Raw genomic sequence first — 12428 nt, forward strand, 5'->3', positions numbered from 1 at the left:
TGCATACCTAGAAGTAACTTCTGTCCGATCTTGTACCCGTACGGCTCCTGGCTCACGGCCGTCGCTCAGAGCGGCGGGCCGCCGCGAGGCCCGCCGTGCCCACCAGGAGCAGCACCACGATCGTGCCCAGCGTGAACGTTTCGAACGTGGTGCGGGAGACGCCCCAGGTGTCCATGAAGTCGTAGTCGATGCCGAAGACGGACTCCAGGACGCCGGGGAAGAGGGCCGACCAGGAGCCGACGAGGATCCAGGCGTAGACGAGGGCCGCGCAGGCCATGAAGCCCCGGTTGCCGAAGGGGACTTGGTAGGGGCGGGGGACCTCCGGGCGGCGCACGCGCAGGACCACCAGGGCGGGGACGACCAGGAGGTAGGAGAGGAGAAGTGTCGTCACCGCCACCGTCAGGACCACGCCGAAGATCGCGCCCGTGTCGCCCTTCACCAGTTGCATCGCCGCGAGCATGAACACCGTGGCCACCGCTCCGGAGAGCAGGTTCGTGCGGACCGGGGTGCCGAGCTTCGGGTGGAAGGCGCCGAGCGCGCGGCTGAAGAAGCCGCCGTCGGCCGCCGCCATCGCCTGCATGCGGTCGCTGACGATCATCCACGCGCTGCCCTGCGTGAGGAGGGCGAAGACGAACATCACCGCCGTGGTGGTGAGGAGGGGGCCGGCTGCCGGGCCGTAGACGCCGAAGACCAGGCGGACGCCCTCCATGAAGCCGCCGATGCCGGTGACCTTGCTCGCGGGGACGACCGCGAGGAGGGCGAGGACCGGGAGGAGGTAGCAGGCCGCCGCGATCGTCGCCGAGCGGCCCAGCGCCGCGGGGACGTCGTGCTGCGGGTCGTGCATCTCCTCGCCCGCCGCGTTCGGCGCCTCGAACCCCACGTAGGCGAAGAGCAGGATCGGGACGAGGGCGAGGAAGCCGGCTGTCGTCGGGGCGAAGTGGGCGGTCGCCAGGCCCTGGAAGCCGTGTTCCGCCCCGTACAGGATCGCGGTGATCGTGAAGAGTGCGAGCGACAGGACCTTCACCGCCGCGCCCGCCGTCGTGATCCACTTGCCGCGGCTGAGCGAGACGATCGCCGTGAGGATAGCGATCCACACGAAGAGCAGCTTGAACGTGTAGTCGGCGAACGTGCCCGAGCCCAGGTGGAAGACGAAGCCGTCCCAGGTCTCGGCGGCGAGGAAGACCAGCGAACCGCCCAGCCAGATCGGGTTCGTGACCCAGTAGAAGAGTGTGGTGAGGGCCGCTGCCGGGCGGCCGAGGGCCAGCTTCACCCAGACGTACGGGCCGCCCTCCTGCGGGAACGCGGCGCCGGTCTCCGCGAACAGCAGGGCGTAGGGGAGCAGGAAGAACAGGGCGATGACGGCGGTCCAGGTGGCCGCCTCGCCGCCGCCGGTGGCGATCTGGCCGATGGTGTCGAAGGAGATCACCGCGGCCACGGCCATGGCCGTGATGTCGAAGCGCTTCAGACTGCGCTTCAGGTTCGAGTTCGAGTCCGGTGTGGTGTCGTGCGGCTTTTGTGGTGCTGCGGAGGGGCTGTTCGTGGGCACGGGCAGGTCCTAAGGCGGGAGTCGGGGACTGCGAGCTGAGGCGTGCGGGTGTGCGGGGTGCGGGCGTGACCACGTGCGGGCCGGGGCCCGGCGGTACGCACCGCCGGGCCCCGTAGTGTCACGCCTCCCGGATCTCTCCGGAGGCGTCCGTGCGCTCAAGTACGCCGCGCAGGGCCGAAGCCACCTTCTTGGTCTCCGTCTCCGTCATGATCAGCGGCGGGGACAGGACCAGGCTGTGCGCGGAGTCGCGGACGATGACGCCGGTCTCGCGGCGGATCACGTCGTGCGGCATCCGGTCCGGGTTCAAGGGGAGCGGGGCGCGCGTGGCGCGGTCTGCCACCAGTTCCACCGCGAGCATCATGCCCACCGAGCGGATCTCGCCGACGATCGGCAAGTCGCCCAGCTGCGACTGGAGTTCGCCGTGCAGCGTCGCGCCGATCGTCTTCGCCCGCCCCAGCAGGCCCTCCTTCTCGATGACGTCGAGGTTGGCGAGGGCGACGGCGGTCGCGACGGGGTGGCCGTTGTACGTGTAGCCCATCGGGAAACCGTGGTCCCGGAGCAGGACCTCCGCCACCTGGTCCGCGACCATCAGCGCGCCCAGCGGCACGTAGCCGGAGGTGATGCCCTTGGCGGTGACGATGATGTCCGGCGTGACGCCGAAGTACTGGGCGGCGAACCACTCGCCCACGCGTCCGTAGGCCGTCACCACCTCGTCGAAGATGAGCAGGATGCCGTGCCGGTCCAGGACCTCGCGCACGCGCGGCCAGTAGTCGGCCGGCGGGACGAGCATGCCGCCGACGCCCATGATGGGCTCGCCGATCATCGCCGCGATGTTCTTCGCGCCGATCTCCGCGATGCGCTCCTCCAGTTCGCGGATCAGGAAGTCGGTCGGGTCTTCGCCGCCGTACAGGTCGGTGCGGTACGGCCACGGCGGCGTCAGGTGCGAGACGTGCGGCATCATCGGGGCGAAGCCCTCGTGGTACAGCGGGAAGCCGGTGGCCGAGCCGCCGCCGTAGCCGATGCCGTGGTACGCCTTGTCGCGCGCCAGGATCCAGGTGCGGTCGGTGTCGCCGCGGCGGTGGTGGTAGTAGCGGGCCATCTTGATGGCCGCCTCGTTGCCCTCCGAGCCACCGGACGTGAAGTAGACGTGGTTCAGCGGGTCCGGCGCCAACTCGGCGAGTCGCGCGGCGAGTTCGATGGCGCGGTCGTTGGAGAACTCCCAGAAGCTGGTGAAGTACTCGAGCTTCTTCATCTGCTCGTGGGCGACGTCCGCCAGGTCCTCGCGGCCGTGGCCGACCTGGGCCAGCCACAGTCCGCCGGTCGCGTCGAGGTAGCTCCGGCCCTCGGAGTCGGTCAGTCGGCAGCCCGACCCCTCGGTCATCACGACGCGCTCGGTGGCGCTGCCCGGCAGGTAGGGGTGGATGATGTGCGCCCGGTCGAGGGCGGCGAGCTGGTCTGCGGTCTGGTCTGCGGTGCGGCTCATGGTGTGGTCAAGCCCTTTCACTTGTACGCGATCCACGTGGTCTTCAGCCCCGTGTACTTGTCGAAGGAGTGCAGGGAGAGGTCGCGGCCGTGGCCCGACTGCTTGAAGCCGCCGAAGGGGGTGAGCGGGCTGAGCGCGTCGACGGTGTTGACCGAGACGGTGCCCGCGGTCAGGGCGTCGGCGACGCGGTGGGCGCGGCCGATGTCCCGCGTCCACACGGAGGCGGCCAGGCCGTACGCGGAGTCGTTGGCGAGGCGGATCGCCTCCGCCTCGTCGCGGAACGGCAGGACCGCGAGGACAGGGCCGAACAACTCCTCGCGTACGAGCGGGGATTCGGGGGTGAGGCCGGTGACGATGGTCGGGTCCAGGTACGCGCCCTCGCGGTCGGGCCGGGTGCCGCCGCAGGCGAGCGTGCCGCCCGCGGCGCGTACCGCGGCGAGCACCCGCTCCACCTGCGCCTCGTCGACCAGCGGGCCGATCCGCGTCGCGGGGTCGAGCGGGTCGCCGGGAATCCAGGCGCGGGCGTGCTCGGCGACGCGGGCGGTGAACTCCTCGGCGATCGAGGCCTCCACCAGGAGCCGGGTGTTGGAGGAGCAGACCTGCCCGGCGTTGTACGCGAAGCCCCAGGCGGCGCGCTCCGCGGCGGCCTCCAGATCGGCGTCGGCGAAGACCACGTTGGGGCTCTTGCCGCCGGCCTCGGGCCACACCTGCTTCATGTTCGACTCGGCGGAGTAGCCGAGGAACTTCCTGGCCACGGCGGTGGAGCCGGTGAAGACGAGGGTGTCGACGTCGGGGTGCAGGCCGAGCGCGCGGCCCGTCACCTCGCCGGGCCCCGGCACGACGTTCAGGACGCCGTCGGGGAGCCCCGCCTCCGTGGCGAGTTCGGCGAGGCGGAGCGCGGAGAGCGGCGACTGCTCGGCGGGCTTGAGCACGACGCTGTTGCCGGCCGCGAGCGCGGGCGCCAGCTTCCAACTCGCGATGTCCAGCGGGAAGTTCCACGGCACCACCGCGCCGACCACGCCCAGCGGGGCGCGCCGCACCAGGGCGAGATTGCCGGGCGGAGCGGGCGCCACCTCGTCGTACAGCTTGTCGATCGCCTCGGCGTACCAGGCGAAGACGCCGGCGGCGCCGGGCACGTCGGTGCCGTACGACTCGGCGATCGGCTTGCCCATGTCGAGGGTGTCGCAGAGGGCGAGCTCCTCGCCGTTGGCCTCGATCAGGCGGGCCAACTCCAGGAGGACGCGCTTGCGTTCGGCCGGGTCGGCGCGCGACCAGCGGCCGGCCTCGAAGGAGGCGCGGGCGGCGGCCACGGCCCGGTCGACGTCGGCGGCCGAGGCGACCGCCACGTCGGCGACGGGCTTGCCGGTGGCCGGGTTGACGGTGGGGAGCCACTCCCCGTCCGAGGGGTCGGCCCACGCTCCGTCGATGTAGAGGCGGGTGCGGGGTGCGAACTCGGCGGCGCGCTGCCGCCAGTGCGAGTGCGTCGTCATGCGGTGACCTTCGATTGCGTACGGCACGGGGCGTACGGGAGCGGTCTGTGCGAGATCTATGACCTGTGCGGGATCTGCGATCTGTGCGAGATCTGCGACGAGATCTTTGAAGTTGGATTCAAACAATGCGTCAGCGGCCCGTCAATGGGTTCCGCGTGATCGGCTTGATTTCCTTGAACTCGGTAACAGAGAATTAACCGCATGGGTAAACCGGGGAGACCGAAGAACCAGACCGCGCGGCGCGAGGCGCTCGTGGACGCGGCGGGGCGGGCCATCACGGAGCGGGGCCTCGAAGGCCTGCGCATCAAGGACATCGCGGCCGAGGCAGGCATGTCCGCGGGGTCGGTCCTCTACTACTACCCGGAGCTGGACGAGCTGGTCCTGGAGGTGCACCGGGGCGCGGTCGAGCGCTTCCTGGCCGCGCGGCACGAGGTCACCGACGAGGTGGCCGACCCGGTGGCGCGGCTGCGCGCGCTGATCGCCTCCGGTCTGCCGTCCGCCCCCGGCGACGCGACGCACGGGCTCCTCTTCGAGCTGCACCGCAGGGCCGACCGCAGCCCCGGACACGCCGAACTGATGGCGTCACTGTTCGCCAGCGAGGTGGGCCTGTACGTCACGGTGCTCGAAGTGGGCGCCGCGACAGGGGTGTTCACCCTGGCGGGGCCCGTGGGCGACCTGGCCAGGAACCTGGTCGCGCTGGAGGACGGCTACGGTTTGCACATCGTGAGCCGCAACGCCGGTCTGACGCGGGCCGAGGTCCAGCGCCTGATCCGGGTCCACGCGCGGGCGGTCACGGGGTGCGCCGACCTGTGACGCCTTGACGCCTCGACGCCTCACGTGGCGTCGGCGCTGTCCCGCAGTACGTCCATCACCGCGCGGGCCCGCGCGCTCTGCGTCATGCCGCCGAGCGAGGCGATCCTGACCTCCAACGGGCGCCCGGCGTCCCGGAGTTCGAGCTCCGCGATCTCGCCCCCGCCGTAGGTCAGACCGGTGGCGGGGCGCTGGTTGAGCACCGAGTAGCCGAGGCCGCGGGCCACCATGGAGCGCACGGTCTCGTAGCTGCGGGTGCGGTAGCGGACGTCGGGGGCGGTGCCGGTGGCGGCGACGAGGGAGCGGAAGTAGTCGCGGCTGTGCGGGAGGTCGAGGAGGACGAGCGGCTCCGCGGAAAGGTCGGCGAGGGACACGCTGCCCTGGCCGGCGAGGGGGTGGTCGGCCGCGACGATGACGTAGGCGGGGGCGCGGGCGATCGTCTCGCTGCGCAGCTCCGGCTCGGTCGACAGGCCCAGGTCGTACGTGAGGGCGAAGTCGATGCGGCCCGTCGTCAGGGCCTCGACGAGCTCGTCGGCCTCCGCCTCCACGACGTCGATCTCGATGCCCGGGTGGCGGCGCGTGCACTCGCTGAACAGGTGCGGCAAGTAGTACGGCGCGAGCGTCACGAAACAGCCGACCGTCACGGGCCCGGACAGCTCCGCGCCGTCCCCGCGCGCCTCCCGCTCGACCTCGCGTGCGCGGGCGAGGAGGTCACGGCCCTGCGCCCGCAGCCGCTCCCCGGCGGGGGTCAGGGTCAGGCCCCGGCCCCTGCGGCGGATGAACAGCTGCACCTGGAGGTCGCGCTCCAGGTTGTGGATGGCGGCGGACACGGCGGACTGCGCGATGTGCAGCTCCGCGGACGCCTCCGTCATCGAGCCGCGTTCGGCCGCGACCAGGAAGTAGCGCAGCTGAACGAGCGTGAAACCCAACGGAGACGTCATGCGAGACCTCGTGCCAGATGAACCGGGTGCGTGCGCCCGACTCTAAGCCGCGCTCTCCTCCTGTATGGAGGTCGACTCCTGTACGGAGGTCGACTCCCGTACGTCCTCGGGGTGCAGCAGCGCCGACCCGGCCGTCTCCTTCAGGGACACCGCCGCGACGAGCCCGCCCACGGCGAACACCATCAGGTACGGGCCCGGCACCAGCGTGCTCCCGGTCGCCGAGATGAGCAGCGTCATCAGGTACGGCACGGTGCCCGCGAACAGCGCTGCCGTCACGTTGTACGAGATGGAGAGCCCGCTCTGCCGGGTACGCGTGGGGAAGACCTCCGCCGACCACACCGCGTACGTGCCGAGGATCGCCGCCAGGATCGCGCCGAGCGCGAGGCCGCCGATCCAGGTCCCGGCCATCCCGGTCCGCATCAGCCAGAACGCCGGGGTGGAGACGACCAGGAGGGCCGCCGTCGCCCCGATGAACACCGGCTTGCGCCCCACCCGGTCGGACAGCGCGCCGAACAGCGGCACGAGCACCAGGCCGAGCAGGGAGATCACGGTGGACAGCAGGGCCGCGCTGTCGGCGGAGTGGCCGAGGTGGTCGGTCTCGTACGTGACGAGGTAGGTCAGCACCGCGTAGAAGGGGACGTGCATGGCCGTCATCAGGCCTGCCGCTTGCAGCAGTTGGCGCTTGTGGGTGCGCAGCAGCTCGCGGGCCGGGCTGCGCGGGACCGTGTCGTTCTCTTCGAGCGCCCGGTACTCCGGGGTGTCCTCGATCTTGTTGCGGATGACCACGCCGATGATGCCGAGCGGCGCCGCGATCAGGAACGGGATCCGCCAGCCCCAGGAGGTGAGCTGCGCCTCGTCGAGCCCCGAGGACAGCAGCAGGAAGACGAACGAGCCGGCCAGGAAGCCGAGCAGCGAGCCGACCTCCAGCCAGCTCACGCCGAAACCGCGGCGGCGGCGCGGCGCGCTCTCGGCGAGGAAGCTGGCCGCGCTGCCGAACTCGCCGCCCGCCGCGAACCCCTGGATGAGGCGGAGCACCACCAGAAGGATCGGCGCCGCGATGCCGATCGAGTCGTAGCCGGGGAGCAGCCCGATCGCCAGGGTCGCGCCGGACATCATGAAGATGACCAGGGACAGCGTGCGCTTGCGGCCGATCTTGTCGCCGAGCGGCCCGAAGACGAGGGCGCCGATCGGCCGGACGCCGAACGAGACCGCGAAGACGCCGAACACGGCGAGCAGCCCGGTCGTGCTGTCGTCGGCGGGGAAGAACACGGTCGCGACGGTGCCCGCGAGATACGCGTACGCCGCCCAGTCGAACCAGTGCACGAAGACGCCGACGGCCCCGGCCGCGACGCTCCTGCGCAGCGTCGCGACGTCGGTGGGCGCGTCGGCCGCGCTTTCCTGGGGATCGGTGAGGGTCATGTCGTCGCCTCCTCGGATGGTCCGGCGCGGTCCACGCCCGTCCACGCCAGCGCGACCGCGGCGTCGAGCAGCGCCCGCTCGGCGGTGCCACCGACGCAGTACGCGGCGAACTCGTGCTGGTGGTTGATGGCGGGCAGGGAGCCGATGCCGATGTAGGGGTGGATGGCGGGCACCACCTGCGACACGTTGCCCATGTCGGTGGAGGCGCGGTTCATGCGCGCGGCCTGTCCGGGCGGCGCGAACTCCCGCCCGAGGTCGAGGGCGTTGGCGCGGTAGTGCGCGAGCGCGGACTCGTCCGCGCGGAACTCCGCGTACGGCTTGCTCTCCGGTTCGATCTCCAGCTCGCAGCCCGTCGCGAGGGCGCCCGCCTCGAAGGCCCGCATGACGCGCGGCTCCAACTCGGCGAGTTCGGCGAGGGTTTCGGCGCGCACGTACCAGCGGCCCGAGGTGCGCTCCGGGATGGCGTTCGGGGCGTCCCCGGCGTGGGTCACGACGCCGTGCACCCGCGCGGAGGCCGGGAGTTGCTGGCGCAGCAGGCCGATGGCGACCTGGGCCACGGTGAAGGCGTCGGCCGCGTTGATCCCGGCCTCCGGGTAGGCGGCGGCGTGCGCGGACTTCCCGGTGTACGCGACCTTGGAGTGGCTGACCGCGAACGGCTGCGCCTCGGCGACGTCGACCGGCGCCGGGTGCGCCATCATCGCGAGGTCGACCCCGGCGAAGGCGCCCCGGTCGAGCAGCTCGATCTTGCCGCCGCCGCCCTCCTCGGCGGGCGTGCCGTAGACCTCCACGGTGAGCCCCAGGTCGTCGGCGACGGCGGCGAGGCCGAGGGCGGCGCCGACGGACGAGGCCGCGATCAGGTTGTGGCCGCACGCGTGGCCGAGGCCGGGCAGCGCGTCGTACTCGGCGCACAGCGCGATCCGCCGCGGCCCGCTGCCGAAGGAGGCGTGGAACGCGGTGTCCAGGCCCAGATACTTCGACGTGACGTCGAATCCGGCCCGGTCGAGCAGCTCCGGCACGGCGGCGGCCGCCCGGTGTTCCTCCCAGGCGGTCTCCGGGTCGGCGTGCAACTGCTCGGACAGGGCGATCAGTTGGCCTGCGTGCCGGTCGACCTCCTTGCGGGTCGCCTCCTTCAGGGCACTCATCACTGGTCTCCCGGAACGCCGTACGAGGGCGAGCTCGCCGGGTCGAGGCCGCGCGTCACGTAGTCGTCCCGCTGCGGCAGCCATACGTCGAGGAGCTCGCCGAGCCGGTCGATCGGGTCGTCCGCCCAGTCGATCCGCAGGTCGGTGACCCGCCAGCCGACGTCGGCGACGACCGCGAGACCCGCCGAGTGCACGGGCCCCTCCTCGCCGCCCGCGGCGACGGCGGCCTTCATGGCGGCGATCAGCCGCTCCTCCAGCTCGCCGGTGGCTTCCTGGTACGCCTCCAGGAGCACGCCGGGGATGTGCTTGCCGGAGAGCATGTTCCCCGCCGCGACGGCGCCGTCGGCGGTGGCGCTCGCATACGTGCCGAGGGTGTGCGGACCGCTGTACGCGAAGCCGGGCCCTTCCCGCCCGAGGACCGTCAACTGCCGGTAGGCGATGGTCTTTTCGTTGTGTGCGGCGCCGGTGACGTCGGCCAGGGCGCGCTCCGCGTCGCCGTGTTCGGCGAGGGCGTCGAGCAGGCTCGTGCCGAGCGTCGGGTCGGTGATGTTCTGCGAGCTCGCCGCGCCGACGCCGGGCCGCAGATGGGCGATGCGGGCGGCGACCGCGGGGCTCGACGAGCTGCCCGCGATGCCGAACCGCTCACCGTCGCGTACCACCAGGGAGAACGTCATGCCCGCGCCTCCTTCGCGCCCCGAGAGTCCTGCGCGTCCTTCGGGATCACCGCGACCGCGTCGATCTCGCACAGCCACTCAGGGCGGGCGAGCGCGGAGACCACGATGCCGGTGGAGATGGGGTGGACGCCCTTGGTCCAGCGGCCGACCGTGCGGTACACGGCCTCCCGGTAGCGCGGGTCGATCAGGTAGATCGTCAGCTTGACCAGGTGTTCCATCCGGCTGCCCGACTCCTCGAGCAGCATCTTGATGTTGGCCATGGCCTGCTCGGCCTGTGCCTCCGCGTCGCCGACGCCGACGTTCTCACTGGTGTCGAGGTCCTGGCCGATCTGGCCGCGGACGTACACCGTGTCTCCGGCGACGACGGCCTGGCAGAGGTCGTTGTCGAGGTTCTGCTCGGGGTAGGTGTCGCGGGTGTTGAACGGCCGGATCCGGGTGTGCCCGCCGGCCACGATCGGGGCGTTGGCCATGGTGCTCTGCTCCTCAGTCCTGGTGCTGCGGTCGGTGGTACGAGAGGTATCCGCGCCGGGTCGTGATGTGGTCGGCGACGTACTTGGCGTCGTGCCAGACGCCCCAGATGAAGCTGGAGCCGCGCCGGGACAGCCAGGGCAGGCCCAGGAAGTAGACCCCGGGCTCGGTGGAGACCCCGCGGCGCTGGTCGGGGCGGCCGTTCTCGTCGTACGCGTCGACGTCGAGCCAGCTGTAGTCGGCGGCGAAGCCCGTGGCCCAGACGATCGAGGTGACACCGGCTCCGGCCAGGTCGAGCGCGAGGCGCGGGTCCGTCATGCACTCCGGGTCGGGGCCGAGGACGTGGGCCTCGGGCTCCTCGGGGAGGTCGAGCCCGTTGCGCTCGGTGTACGCGTCGGCCGCCCGCAGCAGCTCCAGGTACTTCTCGTCGCCGAGCGCGATGTTCCCGGCGAGGTCGGGCGCGAAGCTCAGTAGCCCGTCCTCGTACGCGGAGGTCATGCCGAGGAGTTCGATGCCGGTGCCGGCCAGCTCGCGGAAGTCCACGGAGCGGCCGCCGCGCGCCCCGCTGACCGCGATGGTCACGTGGGCGGCGCCCTGCGGAGGCGTCGTCAGGTCCCACAGGCCGAGCACCCCGAGCCACCAGCAGAAGTCACGCCCGCGGTACTGCCGCGGCGGACGGTCGTGCGGCCCCACGGACAGGAAGACCTCGCGGCCCGAGCGGCGCAGCTCGTCGGCGATCTGCACGCCCGACGAACCGGCGCCGACCACCAGTACCGCGCCCTCGGGCAGTTGCTCCGGGTTGCGGTAGTCGCTGGAGTGGATCTGCGTACTGACCGCGCCCTCCGGCACGATGGGCGGGATCACGGGCCGCTGGAAGGGCCCGGTCGCGGCCACCACGAATCCCGCGTCGATGGTGCCCTCGGACGTCTCGACCCGGAAGCCGGGGCGCCCCTCGTGCTTGCGCACCTTGGACACCTCGACGCCGCACCGCACCGGGGAGTCGATCTTCTCGGCGTACCGCTCGAAGTACTCCGCGACCTGCTCCTTCGTCGCGAAGGCGTCGGGGCCGACGTCGGGGAACTCCAGGTTCGGGAACCGGTCGTGCCAGGCGGGCCCGTTCGCGACGAGCGAGTCCCAGCGCTGGGTGCGCCATCGCTCGGCGATCCGGTCCCGTTCGAGGACGATGTGCGCGATGCCCAGGTTCCCCAGGTGCTCGCTCATCGCGATACCGGCCTGACCTGCACCTACGACGACAACGTCCGTTTCTTCATTGGGCATTGAAGCCTCCACTCAAGCGGTAATTGGTCCATCGCTGGTTCCGCGGCACCGCACGAGACATCCTTCGCCGCCCCCTCAACCCTGTCCAACAGATGTTTCCGGGGTGAGTGATCTGTTTTTCAGATGTGGGTCAGGGCGGCTCGACTAGGGTCGTTCCGTGACCACCGAGCAGAACCCGACCGCGCGCCCCGCTCCCCTCGACGGGCTCGACCGCCGCATCGTCGCCGCCCTGCAGATCGACGGCCGGGCCTCCTGGCGGCGGATCGCCGATGTGCTGGGGGAGCCGGAGCGGAAGGTGGCGCGGCGCGGGCACCGGCTCGTGGAGAGCGGGGACGTCGCGGTGCGCGGGCTCGTCGTGCGCGGCGAGACCGTGATCCTGCGGATGAACTGCCGGCCGGGATCCGTGCGGGAGGCGGCCCTCGCCACGGCCCGGCGGCCCGACGTCGTCTTCTCGTACGTGCTCGCGGGCGTCGCCGACTGCGTGGCGGAACTGCAGTGCCCGCCAGGGCAGTTGGGCCGTCTGATGCTGGACGAGGTGCCCGCCCTTCCAGGGCTCGTGCAGCAGCAGGTCTCGCCCGTGCTGCGCTACTTCCGCACCGTGCACGAGTGGTCGCCGGGCATCCTCGACGACGCCGAGGTCGAGGCGCTCGGGGGCGCCGAGCGACCGGACGACCGAGTGGGCCTGGACGACGTCGAGCTCGCGCCCGACGAGGAGGCCATCCTGCGGGCCCTCGCCGCGGACGGGCGCTGCACCAACGACGAACTCGCCGCCGTCGCCGGGGTCTCGGTCGCCACGGCCAGGCGCCGGGTCGAGGCGCTGAGCCGAGCCGGGACCGTCAGCATCCGCGCGGTCGTGGAGCCCGCGCTGCTCGGCCTGCCCGTGCAGGCGCTGCTGTGGATCAGGACCCGGCCCGGCGAGGTCGAGGAGGTGGGGCGGCTGCTCGTCGAGTCGCCGCTGGTGCGGTACGCGGCCGTGGTCATGGGAGAGCACCAGCTGCTCGTCGACGTGACGCAGCCGTCGAAGGAGGCGCTGCACGCCTTCCTGACGGAAGCGCCGTGGGTGCGCAGGGCCGAGTCCGTGCAGTCCCACCTCGTGGTCGAGGCGTGGAAGCGCAGCGGGGTGTCCACCGTGCCCACTGTTCGAGGCTCACAGGGCGAGGTTTCAACCGTGTGACCG

At 71.7% G+C, this 12428-nt stretch carries 11 protein-coding genes; 2 read left to right on the plus strand and 9 right to left on the minus strand.

Annotation, left to right across the window (positions count from 1 at the left end; translation table 11 throughout):
• Positions 1 to 52 precede the first annotated feature (52 nt).
• The 3 genes from OHA73_RS27470 to OHA73_RS27480 all read right to left on the minus strand — a co-directional run bounded on the left by OHA73_RS27470 (position 53) and on the right by OHA73_RS27480 (position 4519).
• Positions 53 to 1546: an APC family permease gene (locus tag OHA73_RS27470; protein ID WP_327656385.1), complete on the minus strand. Its 1494-nt coding sequence runs from the start codon at positions 1544 to 1546 to the stop codon at positions 53 to 55.
• A gap of 118 nt (positions 1547 to 1664) precedes the next feature.
• Positions 1665 to 3029 carry an aminotransferase family protein gene (locus OHA73_RS27475; RefSeq protein WP_327656386.1) on the minus strand — a complete coding sequence of 455 codons (1365 nt, stop codon included), beginning with the start codon at positions 3027 to 3029 and terminating at the stop codon, positions 1665 to 1667.
• Between the two features lie 17 nt (positions 3030 to 3046).
• Positions 3047 to 4519, minus strand: a complete 1473-nt coding sequence (locus OHA73_RS27480; protein WP_327656387.1) for an aldehyde dehydrogenase — start codon at positions 4517 to 4519, stop codon at positions 3047 to 3049.
• 201 nt (positions 4520 to 4720) lie between these two features.
• Here OHA73_RS27480 and OHA73_RS27485 point away from each other — a divergent pair, with 201 nt between their 5' ends.
• The gene (locus OHA73_RS27485; protein WP_327656388.1) at positions 4721 to 5332 is read left to right on the plus strand and encodes a TetR/AcrR family transcriptional regulator; all 612 of its coding nucleotides are present in this window, start codon (positions 4721 to 4723) and stop codon (positions 5330 to 5332) included.
• Positions 5333 to 5352: 20 nt separating this feature from the next.
• On the opposite strand, the gene OHA73_RS27490 is transcribed toward OHA73_RS27485, so the two are convergent.
• The 6 genes from OHA73_RS27490 to OHA73_RS27515 are packed head-to-tail and all read right to left on the minus strand — an operon-like array spanning position 5353 to position 11251.
• Positions 5353 to 6270 (minus strand): LysR substrate-binding domain-containing protein, encoded by a 918-nt coding sequence (locus tag OHA73_RS27490; protein ID WP_327656389.1) that lies wholly within the window; start codon positions 6268 to 6270, stop codon positions 5353 to 5355.
• Between the two features lie 42 nt (positions 6271 to 6312).
• Entirely contained in the window at positions 6313 to 7689 is a 1377-nt protein-coding gene (locus tag OHA73_RS27495) for an MFS transporter (protein ID WP_327656390.1), read from the minus strand.
• On the minus strand, positions 7686 to 8831 hold the full coding sequence (locus tag OHA73_RS27500; RefSeq protein WP_327656391.1) for a M20 family metallopeptidase: 1146 nt from the start codon (positions 8829 to 8831) through the stop codon (positions 7686 to 7688). Before OHA73_RS27500 ends, OHA73_RS27495 begins: the two co-directional genes overlap by 4 nt.
• Entirely contained in the window at positions 8831 to 9505 is a 675-nt protein-coding gene (locus tag OHA73_RS27505) for a DUF1028 domain-containing protein (protein WP_327656392.1), read from the minus strand. The genes OHA73_RS27500 and OHA73_RS27505 overlap by 1 nt, the downstream gene beginning before the upstream one ends.
• The gene (locus tag OHA73_RS27510; RefSeq protein WP_327656393.1) at positions 9502 to 9975 is read right to left on the minus strand and encodes a RidA family protein; all 474 of its coding nucleotides are present in this window, start codon (positions 9973 to 9975) and stop codon (positions 9502 to 9504) included. Before OHA73_RS27510 ends, OHA73_RS27505 begins: the two co-directional genes overlap by 4 nt.
• Positions 9976 to 9988: 13 nt before the next feature.
• On the minus strand, positions 9989 to 11251 hold the full coding sequence (locus tag OHA73_RS27515) for a flavin-containing monooxygenase (protein ID WP_327656394.1): 1263 nt from the start codon (positions 11249 to 11251) through the stop codon (positions 9989 to 9991).
• A 157-nt stretch (positions 11252 to 11408) separates the two neighbouring features.
• Between OHA73_RS27515 and OHA73_RS27520 the strand changes: the two genes are divergently transcribed.
• Positions 11409 to 12425, plus strand: a complete 1017-nt coding sequence (locus tag OHA73_RS27520) for an Lrp/AsnC family transcriptional regulator (RefSeq protein ID WP_267069363.1) — start codon at positions 11409 to 11411, stop codon at positions 12423 to 12425.
• The last annotated feature ends 3 nt before the right edge of the window (positions 12426 to 12428 follow it).

Origin of the sequence: Streptomyces sp. NBC_00483 (genome assembly GCF_036013745.1) — a bacterium.
GTDB lineage: Bacteria > Actinomycetota > Actinomycetes > Streptomycetales > Streptomycetaceae > Streptomyces.